This is a genomic window from Cellulosimicrobium sp. RS, assembly GCF_046159675.1.
GTDB classification, from domain to species: Bacteria; Actinomycetota; Actinomycetes; order Actinomycetales; family Cellulomonadaceae; genus Cellulosimicrobium; species Cellulosimicrobium funkei.
The window spans coordinates 34586-54088 of sequence record NZ_JBJXVU010000009.1 but is presented as its reverse complement, the minus strand read 5'-3'; the positions used below and the strand labels follow the sequence as shown (position 1 = coordinate 54088).

At 74.4% G+C, this 19503-nt stretch carries 17 protein-coding genes; 6 read left to right on the top strand and 11 right to left on the bottom strand.

Translation table 11 applies throughout. From position 1 onward, the window contains the following. Positions 1-14 precede the first annotated feature (14 nt). The 7 genes from ACI769_RS14385 to ACI769_RS14355 form a co-directional block, all read right to left on the bottom strand. The gene (locus ACI769_RS14385) at positions 15-995 is read right to left on the bottom strand and encodes a ribokinase (RefSeq protein ID WP_409141795.1); all 981 of its coding nucleotides are present in this window, start codon (positions 993-995) and stop codon (positions 15-17) included. Further along, the gene (locus ACI769_RS14380) at positions 992-2470 is read right to left on the bottom strand and encodes an ADP-ribosylglycohydrolase family protein (RefSeq protein ID WP_409141794.1); all 1479 of its coding nucleotides are present in this window, start codon (positions 2468-2470) and stop codon (positions 992-994) included. Before ACI769_RS14380 ends, ACI769_RS14385 begins: the two co-directional genes overlap by 4 nt. Next, entirely contained in the window at positions 2467-3672 is a 1206-nt protein-coding gene (locus ACI769_RS14375) for an ADP-ribosylglycohydrolase family protein (protein WP_085387131.1), read from the bottom strand. Before ACI769_RS14375 ends, ACI769_RS14380 begins: the two co-directional genes overlap by 4 nt. Positions 3673-3830: 158 nt before the next feature. Further along, entirely contained in the window at positions 3831-5120 is a 1290-nt protein-coding gene (locus tag ACI769_RS14370) for an ABC transporter substrate-binding protein (RefSeq protein WP_409141793.1), read from the bottom strand. Between the two features lie 71 nt (positions 5121-5191). Continuing rightward, a complete protein-coding gene (locus tag ACI769_RS14365; protein ID WP_021481799.1) occupies positions 5192-6019 on the bottom strand; it encodes a carbohydrate ABC transporter permease in 828 nt (275 codons plus the stop codon). 3 nt (positions 6020-6022) lie between these two features. Further along, positions 6023-6982, bottom strand: a complete 960-nt coding sequence (locus ACI769_RS14360; protein ID WP_021481798.1) for a carbohydrate ABC transporter permease — start codon at positions 6980-6982, stop codon at positions 6023-6025. Continuing rightward, a complete protein-coding gene (locus ACI769_RS14355) occupies positions 6979-8010 on the bottom strand; it encodes a LacI family DNA-binding transcriptional regulator (protein ID WP_021481797.1) in 1032 nt (343 codons plus the stop codon). Before ACI769_RS14355 ends, ACI769_RS14360 begins: the two co-directional genes overlap by 4 nt. Before the next feature lie 356 nt (positions 8011-8366). On the opposite strand from ACI769_RS14355, the gene ACI769_RS14350 reads away from it, so the two are divergent. Continuing rightward, on the top strand, positions 8367-9356 hold the full coding sequence (locus ACI769_RS14350; protein WP_144722186.1) for a glycoside hydrolase family 19 protein: 990 nt from the start codon (positions 8367-8369) through the stop codon (positions 9354-9356). Between the two features lie 91 nt (positions 9357-9447). On the opposite strand, the gene ACI769_RS14345 is transcribed toward ACI769_RS14350, so the two are convergent. Continuing rightward, entirely contained in the window at positions 9448-11337 is a 1890-nt protein-coding gene (locus ACI769_RS14345; protein ID WP_137280904.1) for an FUSC family protein, read from the bottom strand. Positions 11338-11422: 85 nt separating this feature from the next. After that, positions 11423-12154 carry a DUF305 domain-containing protein gene (locus ACI769_RS14340; protein WP_409141792.1) on the bottom strand — a complete coding sequence of 244 codons (732 nt, stop codon included), beginning with the start codon at positions 12152-12154 and terminating at the stop codon, positions 11423-11425. A gap of 111 nt (positions 12155-12265) precedes the next feature. On the opposite strand from ACI769_RS14340, the gene ACI769_RS14335 reads away from it, so the two are divergent. Next, entirely contained in the window at positions 12266-14074 is a 1809-nt protein-coding gene (locus ACI769_RS14335; protein ID WP_409141791.1) for a carbohydrate-binding protein, read from the top strand. Between the two features lie 90 nt (positions 14075-14164). After that, positions 14165-14611 (top strand): YchJ family protein, encoded by a 447-nt coding sequence (locus ACI769_RS14330; protein ID WP_034653287.1) that lies wholly within the window; start codon positions 14165-14167, stop codon positions 14609-14611. A 37-nt stretch (positions 14612-14648) separates the two neighbouring features. Here the strand turns inward: ACI769_RS14330 and ACI769_RS14325 are convergent, their stop codons facing one another. Continuing rightward, complete coding sequence (locus tag ACI769_RS14325) at positions 14649-15107, bottom strand: VanZ family protein (protein ID WP_051876684.1); 459 nt, start codon at positions 15105-15107, stop codon at positions 14649-14651. 119 nt (positions 15108-15226) lie between these two features. On the opposite strand from ACI769_RS14325, the gene ACI769_RS14320 reads away from it, so the two are divergent. Both ACI769_RS14320 and ACI769_RS14315 read left to right on the top strand, forming a co-directional pair. Further along, complete coding sequence (locus tag ACI769_RS14320; protein WP_409141790.1) at positions 15227-16222, top strand: TIGR03885 family FMN-dependent LLM class oxidoreductase; 996 nt, start codon at positions 15227-15229, stop codon at positions 16220-16222. Next, positions 16219-17922 (top strand): alpha-amylase family protein, encoded by a 1704-nt coding sequence (locus ACI769_RS14315; RefSeq protein WP_409141789.1) that lies wholly within the window; start codon positions 16219-16221, stop codon positions 17920-17922. The genes ACI769_RS14320 and ACI769_RS14315 overlap by 4 nt, the downstream gene beginning before the upstream one ends. Positions 17923-17993: 71 nt before the next feature. Here ACI769_RS14315 and ACI769_RS14310 read toward each other — a convergent pair whose 3' ends face one another. Beyond that, positions 17994-18221: a hypothetical protein gene (locus ACI769_RS14310; protein ID WP_144722192.1), complete on the bottom strand. Its 228-nt coding sequence runs from the start codon at positions 18219-18221 to the stop codon at positions 17994-17996. Between the two features lie 128 nt (positions 18222-18349). Here ACI769_RS14310 and ACI769_RS14305 point away from each other — a divergent pair, with 128 nt between their 5' ends. Then, positions 18350-19486 (top strand): low specificity L-threonine aldolase, encoded by a 1137-nt coding sequence (locus ACI769_RS14305; RefSeq protein WP_144722193.1) that lies wholly within the window; start codon positions 18350-18352, stop codon positions 19484-19486. Positions 19487-19503: the final 17 nt, after the last annotated feature.

Sequence of the window (19503 nt, the reverse complement as noted above, 5' to 3'; positions counted from 1 at the left end):
TGCTGCGGACGGGCTCAGGTCGGTCGGTCGGGGTTCGCGGCGCGCTCGGCGAGCGCGACGACGTCCGCCGCGTCGGGCACGGCGTCCTGCGCGCCGGGCCGGGTCACGGCGAGCGCGCCCGCGGCGGCGGCGAGCCGCGCGGCGTCGGGCAGGTCGGCGCCGCGCGCGAGCGCCGCGGCGAGGACGCCGCAGAACGTGTCGCCCGCGCCGGTCGTGTCCACCGCCTCGACGGGGACCGCAGGCACGAGGGTCAGCAGCTTGCCGCCGGGCAGGCGTTCGAGCACGAGGCTTCCCCGGCCGCCCAGCGTCACGACGACGGCCGGCACGCGCTCCAGCAGCAGCCCCGCGAGCGCGCTCGGTTCGGCGTCGCCGGAGGCGCCCGCCAGGTCCGCCGCCTCGTGCTCGTTGACGACGAGCACGTCGAGCGCGGCCCACACGTCGTCGGGCAGCTCGCGCGACGGCGCCGCGTTGAGGACCAGCAGCGCGCCCGGGCGGCGCGCCGCGGCGGCGGCGCGCACGACGTCGAGCGGGATCTCGAGCTGCGCGAGCACGACGTCCGCCGCGGCGATCCGCTCGGCCTGCGCCGCGCCGACCGTCACGTGCGAGTTCGCGCCGGGCGCGACGACGATCGCGTTCTCGCCGTCGGGCGAGACGGTGATGAGCGCGGTGCCCGTCGCGGCGTCCACGCGCTCGACGAGGTCGGTCCGCACGCCGCCGCGGTCGAGCGACGCGAGCAGCAGGTCGGCCGCGTCGTCGTGCCCGAGCGCGCCGACGAACGTCGTGTCGGCACCGCCCGCGCGCGCCGCGCCGACCGCCTGGTTCGCGCCCTTGCCGCCCGGGTTGCGCCGCAGCTCGCCGCCGAGGATGGTCTCACCACCGCCGGGGTGCCGCGGCACGTCGACGACGAGGTCGACGTTCGCCGACCCCACCACCACGACCCGTCCCGACCCGCCCGGGACCGTGGCGCCCTGCTCCCCGTCCGCCGTCGTGCTCATGCCTGCGCCTCCTCCGTGGGACCCTGCACGGCTCCCCCGGCCACCACGACCGGGACCGTCGCGAGCGCGACCGTCCGCGCCGCGAGGTCCACGATCCTCTGCTCCCCGCCGGGCAGCGAGGTCGCGATGTGGCCGTCGAGCGGGCGCGTCCACCGCTGGCCGATGCCCTCGACGCCCTGCAGCGCACCCACCACGCCGCCGACCGTCGCCCCCGCGGAATCGGTGTCCCAGCCCGCGGTGACGGCGATCGCGACGCTCGCGCCGAAGTCGCCGCGGCCGTCCGCGCCGCGACCCGCGGTGAGCGCGTAGGCGATCACCGCGGCGTTGTTGAGCACGTGCACCCAGTGCAGGTCGCCGTACTCCGCGTGGATCGTGTCGAGCCCGGCGCGCACGCCCGCCTCGGACGCGTCGCCGTCGCGGCCCGCGTCCCGCCCGAGCCGGATCGCCGCGGCCAGGCGGCTGCCTGGCGGCACGACGGCGTCCGCCGCGTCGAGCACCTCGTCCACCGTCTCGCAGACCATCGCCGCCGACGCGAGCGCGGCCGCCCACATCGCGCCGTACACGCCGTTGCGCGTGTGGCTCAGGCGCGCGTCCGTCCACGCGAGGCGCGCGGCCTCGCGCACGTCGCCGGGCGAGACCCAGCCGAGCACGTCCGTGCGGATGAGCGCGCCGATCCACTCCCGGAACGGGTTGTGGTGCGTCGCCGTCTCCGGCACCGGCCGCGCGTCCAGGATGTTGCGGTACGCGGCGCGCTCGGCCGTGAACACGCGGCCTGCGGGCAGCGCGTCGAGCCAGAGCTGCGCGACGTCGTCCGTCGTGAAGCCGCGACCGTGCCGCTCCAGCAGGGCGAGCGCGAGGATCGGGTAGTTGAGGTCGTCGTCCTCGGGCATCCCGTCGATGTTCTCCTCGAGCGACGTCGGGGCGCTGCGCCGGTTCCACGGCCAGCGCGCGGCGACGTCGTCGGGCAGCCCGACGGCGGTGAACCAGCGGTCCAGCGGCCACCGGCCCGTGGCGCGCAGGATCTCCTCGATCCCGGCGCGCGGGATCTTCTCCACGGGCTTGCCGAGCAGGCAGCCCGCCGCGCGCCCGGTCCACGCGCCGAGCACGCGGTCCGCGTACGCGGCGTCGGCGGCGCCGGTCCCCGTGCCGGCGGAGGACCCGACGGCGCCCGGGCGGGTGGGCAGGCCGGGCGCCGCCGGGAGCGTGGTGAGGATCGCGTCCCAGTCGTCGGGCTCGTGCGGCGCGGGCGCCGCGGGCAGCGCGTCGAGCTCCACGAGCAGGTCGCGCGCGAGCGCGCGCAGATCCGGGGTCGCGGGGACGGGACCGGCCCCGCTCACCGCGGGGACGGGGTCCCCGCCCGCGGCGGCCCAGCGCTCGCGCACGTCCGCGAGCGCCGCGGGGTCCTTGCCCTCCGCCGCGGCCTGGACGAGCTCGTGCGCGAGCAGGTCCTCGGGCTGGGCCCAGGTCAGCCTCACGCCGGGTCACCCGCCCGCGCGGCGAGGGCCCCGCCGTCGACGGGCGCGTTGCCGAGCTCGGCGAGCGCGCGCAGGCGGGCGGTCGCGCGCTCGCGGTCGGCCCGCAGGATGTCCTGCGCGGCGGACGCCATGAGCCGCCCGGTCTCCCGGACGTCCATGCGGCTCGCCTCCTCGATCGCGTCGAGCCACTCGTCCGGCACGACGGCGGTCCCGCCGAGGCCCGCGCACACCGCGCCGGCCATCACGGCGATCGAGTCGGCGTCGCGGCCGTAGTTCACGGCGCCGAGGACCGCGCCGCGGAAGTCGCCGCGGTGCCCGAGCACGAAGCCGAGCGCCGCGGGCAGCTCCTCGATGGACTTGGTGCGCGACGGGCGCCGCGCGTCCATCGACATCTGCCGGTACGCGGGCCCGACCGAGTCGAACGGCGCGACCGTGTCGCGGATCAGCCGCGCGAGGGCGCGCTCCTCCTCGTCGGTGGTGGGCGCCGTCGTCCAGCCGTCGAACGCCTCGACGACGGCCTGGAGCGCGGCGGCCGTGCCGTCGTGCGCGACGTCGAGCGCGGCGTGCACGACGTCGTCGACCGTGGCCCCCGGCGCGACGGACGCGGCGACCATGGCCGCGAACACGCCCGCCGCCTCGCGGCCGTAGCTCGACTGGTGCGCGCCGGTCAGGTCGATCGCCTCGGCGTACGCGCCGCGCGGGTCGCCCGCGTTCGCGAGCCCGACGGGCGCGACGTACATCGCGGCGCCGCAGTTGACGACGTTCCCCACCCCGGCCTCGCGCGGGTCGACGTGCCCGTAGTGCAGGCGCGCGACGATCCACTTCTCCGCGAGGAACACGCGCTGGAGCAGCAGGGCCGTGGACTCGAGCTCGGGGATCCAGCGCGGCTCGCCGATCATGAGGGGAACGAGGTCCTCGGCCATCGCGTACGCGTCGAGGTGCTCGCGGCGCTTCGCGTACACCTCCACGAGCGCGCGCGTCATGAGGGTGTCGTCCGTGATGTGCCCGTCACCCTTGTGGTAGGGCGCGATCGGACGCGCGTCCTGCCAGTTCGGGTACCAGGGCTCCACGATCCCCGTCACGCGGCCGCCGTGGCGCTCCTCGATCTGCTCGGGCGTCCAGCCCTCCGTGGCGCCTCCCAGCGCGTCCCCCACCGCCGCTCCGGTGATCACTGCCACCGCTCGGTCGTCCAGCCAGGTCACGATCCACTCCCTGTCGATCCGTCTCGGCGCCTCGCGCCGGTGCGACCCGTGCGGGTCGCGGTTCCCGGCTGGGCGGTCGCGTGCGCGGCCGCCCGGCCGCTGCTGCTCGGTGCTCGCCGCGACCCGTGACGCGGTGCCGCGGCGAGCGACCGAGAGTGCTACTTGGTGATCTCGGCCCAGCCCGACTCGAGCTCGGTCGCGAGCTGGTCGGCGTCGATCTCCTGGGCGAGGAACTTCTGGTACGCGGGCGTCGCGACGGTGTCCTTCCACTGCGCGTACGCGTCGACGAACAGGTACGGCGCCGAGGTGAGGTGCTGGCCGGAGGAGAGGATCGTCGACCAGCCGTTCTCGTCGCCGAGCGACTCCGCCATGGCCTCCTGGGCCGACGTCGTCGCGGGGATGAGCGCGTCCGCCTCGTTGAGCGCGGCGAGGTTCTCCGTCTGCGTGAAGAACTCGATGAACTCCGCGGACTCCTCGACGTGCTCGGAGTCGATGTTCACCGAGAGCGTCTGCGGGTTCGCGGCCTGCTCGGCGCCGTCGGGGCCCTCGAGCGGGGGCAGCACGACCCAGTCGAAGCCCTCGGGCACGTCGTTCGCGATGTTCGCCGCCTGGAACGAGCCCTGGATGGTCATCGCGACGTCGCCGGCGTAGAACGACGCGAGCGTCTCCGACCCGGACTGCGTGAGGGTCACCGGCAGCACCGTGCTGTCGGTGTGCGCCATCGTGTCCACGAGCTCCGGCAGGGCCATCTCGCCCTCGCCGATGGTGATGCTCGCGTCCGCGCCGGTGCCCTCGAAGTACTCGCCGCCGAAGCCGGGGGCCATCGCCATGAACGCGGCCGTCGGGCTCGCGAGCCCCCACCCGAGCCCGTACGCGCCGTCCTTCGTCGTGGCCTGCGCGATCTGCCGCAGCTCGTCCCACGTCATCGTCTCGCCCGTGGGGATCTCGACGCCGGCCGCGTCGAGCATCGTCTTGTTGGCGAAGACCATGTAGGACTGCAGCTCGGTCGGGTACGCGATGACCTGGTCGTCGACCGTCACGGCGTCGAGGATGCCTTCGGGGATGTCGTCCCGGCGCTCGTCGGACATGTACTCCGAGAGGTCCGCGAGGTACCCGTCGACCGCGAACGGCACGATGCTCGCGGCCTCGTAGTGGATGATGTCCGGCGCGGCGCCGCCGTTGAACTGGGTGATGAGCTTGTCGTAGATGCCGTCCCAGCCGGCGGGCACGATCTCGACCTGGACGTCGGGGTTCGCCTCGTTCCAGTCGGCGACGATCTTCTCGGTCGCCTCGATCGCGGCGGGCTGGTCGGACAGCGACTGGAACTTCAGCGTCACCGTGCCGCCGTCGGCGCCGTCGTCCCCGCTGCCGCCCCCGCTGGAGCAGGACGCGACGAGCAGGGTCGTGATCGTGAGGCATGCGGCGATGGACGCACCACGAGTCTTCATGGTTCTACCTTTCGGGTGGGGGTGGGGTCGGGAGAGCCTGGGGGCGGGACCGGGCGCGGAGGGGGTCACGGTCAGCCCTTCACCGCGCCCGAGAGCAGGCCGCCGGTGAGCTTCTTCTGCATGATCGAGAAGAAGACGATGCTGGGGATGGCCGCGAGCACGGAGCCCGCGGCGAGGGGGCCGAGCGCCACCTTGCCCTCGCCGCCGATGAACATCTTCAGCGTGATGGGCAGCGTGTAGTTCTCGGGCGACTGCAGCAGCACGAGCGCGAAGAAGAACTCGTTCCACGAGGACACGAAGCTGAACATCGCGGTCGCGACGATCCCGGGCATGAGCAGCGGGAAGACGATGGTGCGCAGGACCGTGAGCCGGCTCGCGCCGTCCATGGAGCCCGCCTCCTCGAGGTCCACGGGGATGGCGCTGACGTAGCCCTGCATCATCCACAGCGCGAACGGCAGCGTGTACGTGGTGTGCACGAGCGTGAGGCCGACGAGCGAGTCCGTGAGCCCGATGGTCCGCAGGATGAGGAACAGCGGCAGGATGATGAGGATCACCGGGAACACCTGGCTCACGAGGATCCAGCCGACGCCCGCCGCGCGGATCTTGCCCCGCAGCCGGGCGAGCACATACGACGCCGGCAGCGCGATGACGATGACGAGCAGCGTGGACACGACCGCGACGATCGCGCTGTTCCAGGCCGAGCGGACGAGGCCCTGCCGCGCCAGCGCCTGGGAGTAGTTCTCCCAGTGCCAGTCCTGCGGGATCAGGCTCACGGTGAGCGAGTTGAGCTCGCCCGAGGACTTGAGCGAGGCGGAGATCAGCCAGAGCAGCGGGAAGCCGAGGAACAGGATGTAGAACCCCAGGGCCGCGTACTGGGCGGGGCGGACGAGTGCGCGCACGGGTCAGCTCTCCTTCTCGGAGCGGAACTGCGACCGCAGGTAGATCGCGAGCAGGAGGACGACCACGACGACGAGGACGACGCCCATCGCGGCGGCGTAGCCGATGTTGCGGTTCTTGAACGCCTCGAGGTACGTGAAGAGCATCGGGAGCATGGTCCGGCCGCCCGGCCCGCCCTCGGTGAGCACGTAGACCAGCGAGAACGAGTTGAAGTTCCAGATGAAGTTCAGCGACGTGATCGAGGTGATGATCGGGCGCAGGCTCGGGAGCGTCACCGCGGTGAAGCGGCGCCACGCGCCTGCGCCGTCCATCGCGGCGGCCTCGTGGAGCTCGTCCGGGATCTGCTGGAGCCCCGCGAGCAGCGTCACGGTGGTCTGCGGCATGCCGACCCACACCCCGACGACGATCACCGCGGGCAGGGCGGTCGAGAAGTCCGCGAGCCAGTTGATGTCGTCCGGCAGGCCCAGGGCGCCGAGGAACGCGTTGAGCGGCCCCGCGTTGGGCGAGTAGATCATCTGCCACATGATCGCCACGACGACCGGCGGCATGGCCCACGGGATGAGTGCGAGCACGCGCGTCAGGCCCTGGAGCCGGAGCCCCGAGTTGAGCAGGAGCGCGAGGCCCATCGCCGCGACGAGCTGGAGCAGCGTCACCGAGACGGCCCAGATCATGCCGATGCGGAACGAGTCCCAGAAGAACGAGTTGTCCGCGAGGCGCACGAAGTTGTCGACGCCGACGAACTGGTAGTCCGGCTGGCGCACGAGCCGCGCGTCGGTGAACGCGAGGGCGACGCCCATGACGAGCGGCGCGACGCTGAGCACGAGGATCGGCAGGAGCGACGGCATGACGAGCGCGATCGCCTCGCGCCGCTTGGCGCGGGCCATGCCGCCGGTCCGGCGCACCGGGCCGCGGTCGGGGCGCAGGGCCGAGCGACGGGGGTCGCCCGCGAGGGTCGGTGCGCTCACCGGGAACCACCCCCGGGGGCGGTCGACTCGCGCACGACGAGGCGCGGCCCGACGGCGGTGTGCCGCCCGGGCTCCGCGTCGCCGTCGACGAGGTCCACGACGAGCTGCGCGGCGACGCGCCCACGCTCCGTCGAGCCGAGCGAGACGCTCGTCAGGGAGGGCTGGAACACGCGGCCGATCTCCGTGTCGTCCATGCCGGTCACCGCGACGTCCTCGGGGACCGAGAGCCCGCGCTCGCGCACGGCCCGGATGGCGCCGATGGCGAGGAGGTCGTTGGCCGCGACGATCGCGTCCGGGCGGGCGTCGTCGTCCGTGGCGTCGAGCAGCGCGCGCGTCGTCGCGAGGCCCGCGGCGACGGTGAAGTCGAGGGCGGGCGCGACCTCGACCCGCTCGGCGTCGAAGTCGGCGGCGCGCGTCGCGGCGTCGAAGCCGCGCTGGCGCGCCTCACCGGGGGTCGTGTCGAGGGGGCCGTTGAGGAACGCGATCCGGCGGCGGCCGAGGCCGAGCAGGTGCCGCACCGCCTCGCCGATCCCGCCTGCCGAGTCCGTGGACACCGAGTCGATGCCGCGGTCCGCGAGCGTGCGGCCGATGACGACGACGGGCACCGGCGCCTCGCGGATCTCCTCGACGAGCTCGTCGTCGGTGCGCAGCGGGCTGAGGATCATGGCGTCGACGAAGCCGCTCGACAGGCTGCGCACGAGCTCGACGGTGGACCGCGTGGTGTCCCCCGTCGTCATGACGACGACGCGGTAGCCGTGCGGAGCGAGCACCTCGTGGATCGCCGTCATCATCTCGACGTAGACGGGGTTGCCGATGTCCGCGACGGCGAACGCCACCTGGAACGTCTTCTTGAGGCGCAGCGAGCGCCCGATGGCGTCCGGGCTGTACCCCAGCTCGGTGGCCGCGGCGCGCACGCGCTCGACCATCGCGGGGCTCGCGCCCGTCCCGTGCAGCGCACGGGAGGTCGAGGCCAGGGAGACCCCGGCCCGCTGTGCCACCTGGATCAGCGTGGCGCGTGATGACGTCACTGTCGTCCACCTCGTCGTCGAAGGACCGTCGTTCTGGAAACGTTTCCAGACTGACGACCTCGACAGTCCTGGAAACGTTTCCGGGTTGGCGGACACTCTCGCACCCGCCCCACCCGGACGTCAACCCCGCCGCCCCCGCGACGCTCGTCCCCCACCACGAGGTAGAGCCCTGGTCCCGCGAGGTAGAGCCCCGGTCCGCCGAGGTAGAGCCGTGGTCCGGACCTCGGCTCTACCTCGGCAGACCGGGGCTCTACCTCGGGCTCCCACGGGTACGGGGTTCCGCGTAGGGGGGTTGTCCACGACGCCGCGCGGCGGTCAGGCTCGAAGCGACCCGACCACCGACGAAAGGTGCACCGATGCACACGCGAGCCCCGGCGTCGTCCTCCCCCGCGGCGCCCACGACGGCCGCCGCCCGGCCGACCTCCCGCCCTCTCGCCCTGCTCCTCAGCCTCGTCCTCGCGCTCGCGGGAGCGCTCTCGTGGTCCGTCGCAGGCCCGGCGCAGCAGGCGCACGCCGCGACGTGCGCCGCCCCCTGGAGCGCGAGCGCCGTCTACACGGGCGGCGCCGTCGTCTCCCACGGCGGCCAGAACTGGAAGGCCGGCTGGTGGACCCAGGGCGACACGCCCGGCACCACCGGCGAGTGGGGCGTCTGGCGCAGCCAGGGCGCCTGCGGCGGCGGCACGAACCCCGGCAACCCCGGGAACCCCGGGAACCCCGGCAACCCGACCGGGTTCGTCGTCTCCGAGGCGCAGTTCAACCAGATGTTCCCCAACCGGAACCCGTTCTACACGTACCAGGGCCTCGTCGACGCGCTGTCCGCCTACCCGGGCTTCGCGACGACGGGCGGCGCCGAGGTCGCCAAGCGCGAGGCCGCGGCGTTCCTCGCCAACGTCAACCACGAGACCGGCGGCCTCGTGTACGTCAAGGAGATCAACACCGCGAACTACCCGCACTACTGCGACACCTCGAAGCCGTACGGCTGCCCGGCGGGCCAGTCCGCCTACTACGGCAAGGGCCCGATCCAGCTGAGCTGGAACTACAACTACAAGGCCGCGGGCGACGCGCTCGGCATCGACCTGCTCAACAACCCGTACCTCGTCGAGCAGAACTCCGCCGTCGCGTGGAAGACCGGCCTGTGGTTCTGGAACACGCAGTCGGGCGCGGGTTCGATGTCCGGGCACCAGGCGATCGTGTCGGGCGCCGGCTTCGGCGAGTCCATCCGCTCGATCAACGGCACGATGGAGTGCAACGGCGGGAACCCGGCGCAGGTGCAGTCGCGCATCGCCGCGTTCCAGCGGTTCGCCCAGATCCTCGGCACGACGACGGGCAACAACCTGTCCTGCTGACCCGTCCCGCACGCCCGACGGCGGCCCGCCCCTCCCGGGGTCGGGCCGCCGTCGCGCGTCCGGGGAGCGGCTCGCGGGTCGTGGGTACCGCTCAGGACGGGGCGGGGAGGGTCGTCAGCAGGTAGCGCTCGGCCGACGCCGCGCGGCGGGCGAGGTCCAGCAGTGTCGAGGCCCCCGCACCGGGCGCCTCCCCCGCGTCGGGCCCGTCCCCCGCGCTCGGCGCGCCCCGGGTCGGGCCGTCGTCCGACGGCGTCGCCCCGTCCGGGCTCAGCGTCCGCAGGACCGCGGCGCGCTCGTCGTCGTCGATCTGCGTCGCGTTCGCGAGGACGATCACGTCACGCAGCGCGGCGCGCAGGTCGTCGAGCTCCTCGGCCTGCCGGTCGTCGAGGTGCTCGCGGTCGGGGACCAGCTCGTCCTGCTCGTACACGGCCTCCCGGACGAGCGCGACGTCCTCCGCACGCGGCGCCGGCCCCACGCCGACCGCCCCGGCGCGGAGGGCGGCGGCGGTGGCCGCCGTCGCGGTCTCGACCCGCTGCCGCAACGGTGGTGGGCGGAAGCTCGGGACCACGACGAACCCGAGGACGACCCCGACCACGACCGCGCACACCGTGAGGCCGACGTACTGCGCGAGCAGGGCGACCGGGTCGAGATCGCGCGTGACGGAGTTGAAGCCGACGCTGACGACCACCATGAAGGCGGCCCCCAGGGCCGGGCGCGCGGCGATGAACCACAGGCCCAGGCACAGCGCGACGACGGCGACGAGCGTGAGGTACCGCTGCGGCACGACGAGCAGCACCACCGCGACGCCGATCGAGCCCGAGACGAGGCCGAGGATCTTGTTCCGCGCCTTGGTGACGGTGTCGCGCCAGCTCGCCTGGACGATGCTGAAGGTGGTCAGCAGCACGGTGGAGACGAGCGGGTCCCCCCGCTCCAGGCCGGACGTGACGAGGAGCATCACCAGCAGCGCGAGCGCGGTGCGGAACGCGTGCCGGACCTGCACGGACCGCAGCCGCCCGGACGGGTGCTGGACGGCGTCGAGGAACTGGTGGCGCGGGCCGCGCCCCAGCCGGACCGCGGACGTGTCGTGGCGTGTCAGCGCCTGCTCGACCGCGTCCAGGGCACGGGCCGCGTCGCCGGCGGGGCCGACGGCGGTCGACGACGCGGGGTCGGGTGCCGGCGAAGGCGCCGGGCCCGCGGCGCGCCGCGGCCGGGCGCGCACGCGCGCGGCCAGGTCCTCGGCGCGCCGCTCCAGGGCGGCGAGGTCGTCCGGGGACGCGTCCCCGGTCAGCCGGGCGGTGTGCCGCGCCAGCCGGTAGCGCGAGGCCCCGTCGAGCACGCCGGCGAGCCAGCGCTTGCGACCGTCGCCGAGCCAGGTGCGGAACGCGGTCGCCGTCGCGGCGGTGGGGTCCGCGGCGTCGAGCACCGCGGCGACCTGCTCCCGCGTGGTCTTCGACGGGTCGGGCAGGCCCATGACGACCCGCAGCAGCACCGCCACGACCACGCCGGCGACGGCCGCCAGCACGACCTGCCGGTGGTCGGCCCCGCCCTGGGGGGCGTAACCGTAGCCGAAGACGGTGGTCATGCCCAGGCCGAGGCCGACGGTCGCGTAGCGCTCGCCGAGCAGGGGGAACAGCGCGGCCACGAACCCGAGCACGACGACGAGCGCGACCGCCGCGGGGCGCGACGTCTCCGCCAGGAGCCGCGGGACCGCCGCGGCGACCACGAGCAGCGGTCCCAGCACGGCGACGACCCGCAGGTCGGCCCGGAGCGGACCGCCCATGAACGCGACGAGCGAGAACAGCCCGGTCAGGCCGCCGATGATCCCGACCGCCCCCGCCCCCCACGAGTCGGCCAGGAGGACCGACGGGAGGACCACGATGATCATGAGCACGATGAGCATCGGGCTGCCCCGTGGACGGGCCGGTGACTGCTTCCGCTCGGGGCTCTCTCCGGGCGCCGTCGTGCCGTCGGAGCGCTCCACGGGGCCTCCTCGCCGTCGGGTGGCAGCACGCGTACGTCCCGACCGTACGGCGGCGGCTCGGGGGCCGCGACCCGGGCGCCCGCGGTCAGAGCGCGGCGAGGAGGTCCCGCATGCGGTCGATCTCGCCGCCCTGGCCGGCTGCCGTCTCGGCCGCCATCTCGTTCGCGAAGAGGTCCTCCCCCTCGACGAGCACGACGTCGACCATCGCGAGCGCGCCCTCGTGGTGCTGGATCATCCCCTCGAGGAACAGGCGGTCGAACTCCGGCCCGCTCGCGGCCTCGAGCGCCGCGAGCTGCTCGTCCGAGAGCATCCCGGCGGTGCCGTCGCCGTGGTCGTGGCCACCGTCGGGCGCGCGCGGGCCGGTCCCGCCCGCGTCCTGCGCGCCCTCGGGCACGGCGAGGTCGCGGGCCCGCAGCCACGACGCGAGCGCGTGCACCTCGGGGCCCTGCGCGGCGGTAACGCGCTCCGCGAACGACCGCACGGCGTCGGACCCGGCGCGGTCGGGTGCGAGCGCGGCGATCTCGAGCGCCTGGAGGTGGTGCTCGATCATGCCCGTGACGAACGCGGCGTCCGCCTGGTTCCACGAGCCCTCGTCGGGCGCCCCCGCGTAGTCGTCGGGGGCGACGGTCGTCGCGTCCTCCCCCGGCCGCCCGGGCTGCACGACGACGCTCGACGGCGTCGACGTCGGCTGCGGGTCGGGCGTGCACGCGGCGAGACCGAGCGCGGCGCCGAGCGCGAGGCCGGTCGCGGTGACGCCGCAGGTCAGGGCACGCGCGGCGCTGCGCCGCGCTGTGTTACGGCTGGGAAAAATCTGCACCCGCGCTGTTCCCTCCGTGTAAAAGATCGTCGCGAACCGCCCGGTTTGAGTGGTCCAGATCACATTTGCCCGCCAGAATTTGCAGCACCCTACCAAGGAGGTGTTTCCCTCGTGCATCGAAGAACGCACCGGCAGACGCACCGGCACCGGAGCCGGGTCCTGCTCGCCTCGTCCCTGGCGGCGACCCTCGCCGTCTCGACCCTCGCGGTCGCCACGACCGCCGCCGCGGAGCCGTCCGACGGCTCCCCCGAGGCGGTGGCGGCGCTCACCGACCAGGCCGCCGCCTCGCTCGCAGACCTCCCCGCACAGCGCCTCGCCCCCCTCGCCCAGGCCACCGACGTCCTGGCGCCCGGGGAGACGGCCGGCAGCCCCAACCTCGCGCACGTCGCCAACATCCCGAAGAACGGCGGCTTCGCGCCCGAGGGCCAGTACAGCACCGACCTCGCGTTCCAGGGCCGGTACGCGTTCGCCGGGAACTACGGCGGCTTCACCGTGTACGACGTCGCGAACCCGACCGCCCCGCAGCAGGTCGCCCAGGTCGTCTGCCCCGGGTCCCAGAACGACATCTCCGTCTACGGCGACCTGCTCGTCCTCAGCACCGACTCCTCGCGCAGCAACGACTCGTGCGAGAACGTCGCCCAGAGCGCCGCGATCAAGGAGTCGTGGGAGGGCATCAAGGTCTTCGACATCTCCGAGCCGACGGCGCCCGAGTACGTGGCGTCCGTCGAGACGCAGTGCGGCTCCCACACGCACTCCCTCGCGCCGTCGCAGGACGGCGAGGAGCTGTTCGTCTACGTCTCGTCGTACAGCCCGAACGCGGCGTTCCCCGACTGCCAGCCCCCGCACGACCTCATCTCGGTCGTGCAGATCCCGCTCGACGACCCCGCCGCGGCGGAGCTCGTCTCGACGCCCCTCCTCTTCCCCGACGGCGGCAACCCGGGCGGCAACGGCTCGAGCACGACGTCGGGCTGCCACGACATCACGACCTACCCGTCGAAGGACCTCGCGGCGGGCGCGTGCATGGGCGACGGCATCCTGCTCGACATCTCCGACCGCGCGCACCCGGTGGTGACCGAGGTCGTCCGGGACACGACGAACTTCGCGTTCTGGCACTCCGCGACGTTCAACAACGCCGGCACGAAGGTCGTCTTCACGGACGAGCTGGGCGGCGGCGGGGCGCCGACGTGCAACCCGACCGTCGGGCCGGAGAAGGGCGCGGACGCCATCTACGACATCGTGGGCGGCGAGCTCGTGTTCAAGAGCTACTACAAGATCGAGCGGGAGCAGGCCGCGACGGAGAACTGCGTCGCGCACAACGGCTCGCTCATCCCCGTCCCGGGCCGCGACATCATGGTCCAGGCCTGGTACCAGGGCGGCATCTCGGTGTGGGACTTCACGGACTCGGCGAACCCCGTCGAGATCGCGTGGTTCGACCGTGGCCCGCTGTCCGCGGAGCGGCTGATCCTCGGCGGCTCGTGGTCGGCGTACTGGTACAACGGCGCGATCATCTCGAACGACATCCAGCAGGGCCTCGACGTCCTGCTGCTCGACGACCCGGTGACGAACGCCGCGAAGTCGGTCGTGACGGACGAGTTCAACCCGCAGGCCCAGCCGACGTACACCGAGCCGCCGGCCTGGTCGAAGGGCACCGCGTACGCGGGCGGCACCACGGTCACCTACGGCGGCGCCGTGTGGCGCGCGCAGTGGTGGACGAAGGGCCAGACGCCCGGTGCCGACGCGTGGGGCCCGTGGGAGGAGATCGCGGGGGTCGACTCCGCCGGGGTCGGCGCGTGGAAGCCGAGCCGCGTCTACGTCAAGGGCGACAGCGTGACGTACGAGGGCACGACGTACACCGCGAAGTGGTGGACCCGGAACCAGGCGCCCGGCGACCGCTGGGGCCCCTGGGACCCGCAGGACTGACGCGCACGACGGCGCCCGCTCACCGGTCGGTGGGCGGGCGCCGTCGTGCGCGGCCCGCCTCCGCACGTCCCGCCCGTAGGATGCGGCCGCATGACCGGGAACCCCCTCGACGACGACGCACGCTGCCCGTGCCTCTCCGGCGACACCTACGGGTCGTGCTGCGGCCGGTACCACGCCGGGCTGCGCCCCGGCCCGGACGGCGCCGCCCCGGGCCCGCACGCACCGACCGCCGAGGCGCTCATGCGCTCGCGCTACAGCGCGTTCGCCGTCGGCGACGCCGACTACCTGCGCGCGACCTGGCACCCCTCCACCCGGCCCGCCGACCTCGACCTCGACCTCGACGACGACGTCGAGTGGCGTCGCCTCGACGTCGTGCGCACCGAGGCGGGCGGCCCGTTCGACACGACCGGGGTCGTCGAGTTCGTCGCGCACCACCGCTCGCGCACCGACCCGGCCGACCGCGGCCGGCTCCACGAGGTCAGCCGGTTCGTCCGGGAGGGCGACCGCTGGTCCTACGTCGACGGCACGATCGCCTGACGGCGCCGCCGCGGCGCACAGGAGTGCTCGGGAGCGCTCAGCGGCGGGGCGCGGCCGTGCGGCGCGCCGCCCCGACCGCGAGCACCGCGGCCACGAGCACGGCGCCCAGGAGCGCGCCGGCCGTGTTCAGGACGACGTCCTGGACCGTCGGGACGCGGCCGGGCAGGAGGTTCTGGGTGAGCTCGATCGCGACCGAGAGGGCGCAGCCCGCGAGCGTCACGAGCCCGACGGCGCGCCACACGCCCGGGACGGCGCGACCCCGGCGGGCGGCCGCGCCCCGCAGGAGGGGCACGCCGAGCACGCCGAACGGCCCGAACATCACGACGTTGGCGAGCGCCTCGAGCACCGGCAGCGTGATCGGGATCCCGAGGCCCTGGAGGAAGCCGAGCGTGGACGTCGCCCAGCCGGGCGCGTCGGTGGACTGCGGCGACGGCCAGAGCGTCACGACCAGGACGGCGGCGAGATAGACGGCGAACGTCCAGGTCAGCAGGCGCATCCCGTCAGCGTACGGGCGCGAGTCCCGGGCGCGCCGGGCCCCGCGGCGCGGCCACGGAGCCTCCACCGTTCCCCCTCCTCGCCGAGCGTGGCACGGCGAGGGTCGGTTCACTGGGCGCCATGGTCACCGTCGGCTTCCACGCCTCCCACGAGCAGATCCCGCCCGGCCCCCTCCTCGCCGCGGCCCGCCGCGCCGAGCAGGTCGGCTTCGACGCCGCCATGTGCTCCGACCACCTGGCCCCCTGGAGCGAGCGCCAGGGCGAGTCCGGGTTCGCGTGGTCGTGGCTCGGCGCCGCGCTCGCGACGACCGCGCTGCCGTTCGGCGTCGTCACCGCCCCCGGCCAGCGCTACCACCCGGCGATCGTCGCGCAGGCGATCGCGACGCTCGGCGCGATGTTCCCGGGCCGGTTCTGGGCCGCGCTCGGCTCGGGCGAGGCGATGAACGAGCACGTCACGGGCGACCGCTGGCCCACGAAGGCCGAGCGCGACGCCCGGCTGCGCGAGTGCGTCGACGTCATCCGGGCCCTCCTCGCGGGCGAGGAGGTCACGCACCATGGGCACGTCACGGTGGACCGGGCACGCGTGTGGTCGCTGCCCGACGTCGCGCCGCGGCTCGTCGGTCCGGCCGTCACCCCCGCCACGGCGCGCCGCCACGCCGACTGGGCCGACGGCCTCGTCACCGTGAACCAGCCCGTCGAGTCGCTGCGCCAGGTCGTCGGCGAGTACCGCGACGCCGGGGGCCGCGGGCCGCTCGCGCTCCAGGTGCACGTCGCGTGGGGCACGGACGACGAGGCGGCGTTCGCCGTCGCGCACGACCAGTGGCGGTCGAACCTCCTGCCGCCCAGCGTCAACTGGCACCTCGAGACCCCGGAGCAGTACGACGCGGTGGCGGAGCTCGTGCGCCCGGAGGAGGTGCGCGGCACGGTGCTCGTCGAGCACGACCCCCAGCGGCTCGCGGACCGCGTCGCCGAGATGGTCGCGTGCGGGTTCGACGAGGTGTACCTGCACCACGTGGGGCAGCAGCAGGACGCGTTCCTCGACGCGGCCGGCGAGACCCTCCTGCCCCGGCTGCGCGAGGCGTGCGCCGCCGCCACGCCGGACGGGGGTGCGGCGTGAGGATCCGCGACACCGGTGACCTGTGGTGGAAGAACGCGGTCGTCTACTGCCTCGACGTCGAGACCTTCATGGACTGGGACGACGACGGGATCGGCGACTTCCCCGGCCTGGTCCAGCGGATCGACCACCTGGCCGACCTCGGGGTGACGTGCCTGTGGCTCATGCCGTTCTACCCGACGGCCGACCGCGACGACGGCTACGACATCACCGACTTCCTCGGCGTCGACCCGCGCCTGGGCGACCTGGGCGACGTGGTCGAGCTCGTGCGGACCGCGCGCGACCGGGGCATCCGCGTGATCGTGGACCTCGTCGTCAACCACACGTCCGACCGCCACCCGTGGTTCCGCTCGGCGCGGCGGTCGACGTCGTCCCCGTTCCGGGACTACTACGTGTGGCGGTCCGACGAGCCGCCGTCGACCAAGGACCAGGTCGTGTTCCCCGACCAGGAGGAGGGCATCTGGACGCTCGACGAGGCCTCGGGCGAGTGGTACCGGCACCGGTTCTACCGGCACCAGCCCGACCTCAACACCGCGAACCCGCACGTGCGGGACGCGATCGCCAAGACGATCGGGTTCTGGCTTGAGCTCGGCATCTCGGGCTTCCGCGTCGATGCCGTCCCCTACGCGCTGACCGACGTGGCCGCGAACCCGGGCGACGAGATCGACGACCCCCACGACCTGCTGCGCGTGCTGCGCGCGTTCGTGGGGCGGCGGTCGGGCGACGCGATCCTCATGGGCGAGGTCAACCTGCCGTACGAGGAGCAGGCGCGGTACTTCGGGGACGGCGACCCGACCGACGGCGACCCCGGCGGGGTGACGAGCAACGAGCTGACGCTGCAGTTCGACTTCAACGCGATGCAGGCGCTGTACCTGTCGCTCGCCCGGCACGACGCCCGCCCGCTCGCCGGGTCGCTCGCCGCGCGCCCGCCCATCCCCCGCGACACCCAGTGGGCCACGTTCGTGCGCAACCACGACGAGCTCACGCTCGACAAGCTCACGGACGACGAGCGCGCCGAGGTGTTCGCGGCGTTCGGTCCCGAGGAGGACATGCAGCTCTACGGGCGCGGGCTGCGACGGCGGCTGCCCCCGATGCTGGGTGGCGACCCACGTCACCTGCGGATGGTGTACTCGCTGCTCTTCTCGCTGCCGGGGACGCCGGTGCTGTTCTACGGCGAGGAGATCGGCATGGGCGAGAACCTCGACGTGCCGGGGCGCCTCGCCGTGCGGACGCCCATGCAGTGGACGTCCGGGCCGAACGGCGGGTTCTCCCGTGCCCCGGCGCGTCGGCTCGCGGCGCCGCTGCCGGGCGACGGCTACGCACCCGATCACGTCAACGTCGCCGACCAGCGCCGCGACCCGGAGTCGCTGCTCACGTTCGTGCGGATGCTCGCGCACCGCTACCGCGAGTGCCCCGAGCTGGGCTGGGGCGACGCGCAGGTGCTCGACTCCCCCGAGCCGTCCGTGCTGGCGCTGCGCACCACCTGGCAGGACGCCTCCATGGTGACGCTGCACAACCTGTCGCCGGACCCGGTCGTCGTGCGGGTGCCGCTGGGGGACCTCCCCGACGAGGCGCGGCTCGTCGACGTCCTCGACGCGGACGACGTCGAGCCGGCGCCCGACGGCAGCGCCGAGGTGCGCCTCGACGGCTACGGGTTCCGCTGGCTGCGCGTCACGCCGCCCGGGTCGCGCCGGCTCCTCTGAGCCGGCGCGGCCGGGCGTGCGCGGGGCGGGGCGGGTGCCGACCGGCACCCGACCGGCGTGGACCCGGAGCGTCAGCCGTGGGTCGGCTCGTCGGGTCCGACGGGCCGACCCGGGGACGACGGCCGGTCGGGGACGTCGGGCGACGGGTCGGCCGGCCCGCCGGGGACCGGGTCGTCGTGGCTCGGGTCGTGCGGCGGCTCCGAGGGGTCGGGCGGCGGACCGGGCGACTTGGGCGGCTCCACCGTCGGCTCCGCCGGGGAGCCCGGACCCGTGCCGGGCTGGTCGGGGTTCGTGGTCATGGCTGCACCTCCGTGCTTCGCGCGCTGCGCGCGGTCCTGAGGACGCGCACCGCGTCCACCCTCGACGCTAGGCGCGCCCCGGCCCGCTCGCGCGCGGCCGGGCCGCCCCGCCGACCTACGCTGGGCACGTGACCTCGTTCGCCTCGGACAACTACTCCCCCGCTCACCCCGACGTCCTCGCCGCGCTCGCCGCCGCGAGCGCCGGGCACGAGATCTCGTACGGCGAGGACCCGTGGACCGCGCGCCTCCAGGACGCGGTGCGCGCGCGGTTCGGGCCCGACGCCACCGCGTACCCCGTGCTCACGGGGACGGGCGCGAACGTCGTCGCGCTCATGGCGACGCTCCCCCGCTGGGGGGCCGTCGTGGCGTCGGAGCACGCGCACCTCAACACGGACGAGAACGGCGCCCCCGAGCGGGTGGGCGGGGTCAAGGTGCTCACGGTGCCCGCGCCCGACGGGAAGCTCACGCCCGACGCCGTCGAGCGGTTCGCGGGCGACCTCGGCGACCCGCACCGCGCGCAGCCGCTCGTCGTGTCGCTCACGCAGTCCACCGAGCTCGGCACGCTCTACACGGCGGACGAGATCCGCGCCGTGGCCGACGCCGCGCACGCGCGCGGCATGCGGGTGCACCTCGACGGGTCGCGCCTCGCGAACGCCGCCGCGGCGCTCGGCGTCCCGCTCCGCGCCCTGACGACCGACGCGGGCGTGGACGTGCTGTCGTTCGGCGGCACCAAGAACGGGCTCGCGCTCGGCGAGGCGGTCGTCGTGCTCGACCCGTCCGCCGTCGACGGCGTGGAGTTCGTGCGCAAGTCGACGATGCAGCTCGCGTCGAAGATGCGCTACGTCTCCGCGCAGCTCCTCGCGCTCTTCGAGCCGGTCGGCGACGTCGTGGCCGAGGTCGACGAGGTCGCCGACGCCGACGAGCTGTGGCTGCGCAACGCCCGGCACGCGAACGCGATGGCCGCGCGGCTGCGCGCGGGGCTCGCGGACGCCGTCGTGTCGGCCGTCGTCGGGCCCGACGGCGCCGCCCCGGGCCCGGCGTCGGGCCTCGCCTTCACCCAGCCCACGCTCGTCAACGCGGTGTTCGCGACGCTCCCGCGCACGGCGGTCGCGCGCCTGCGCGAGCGGCACCGGTTCTACGACTGGGGGTCGGGCGAGACGCCCGACCGCGTCGAGGTGCGGTGGATGTGCGCGTGGGACACGACCCCGGGCGACGTGGACGGGTTCGTCGCGGACGTGCGGGCCGCCCTCGCGGTCGCGCCGTGAGCGGGCGAGGATGACGC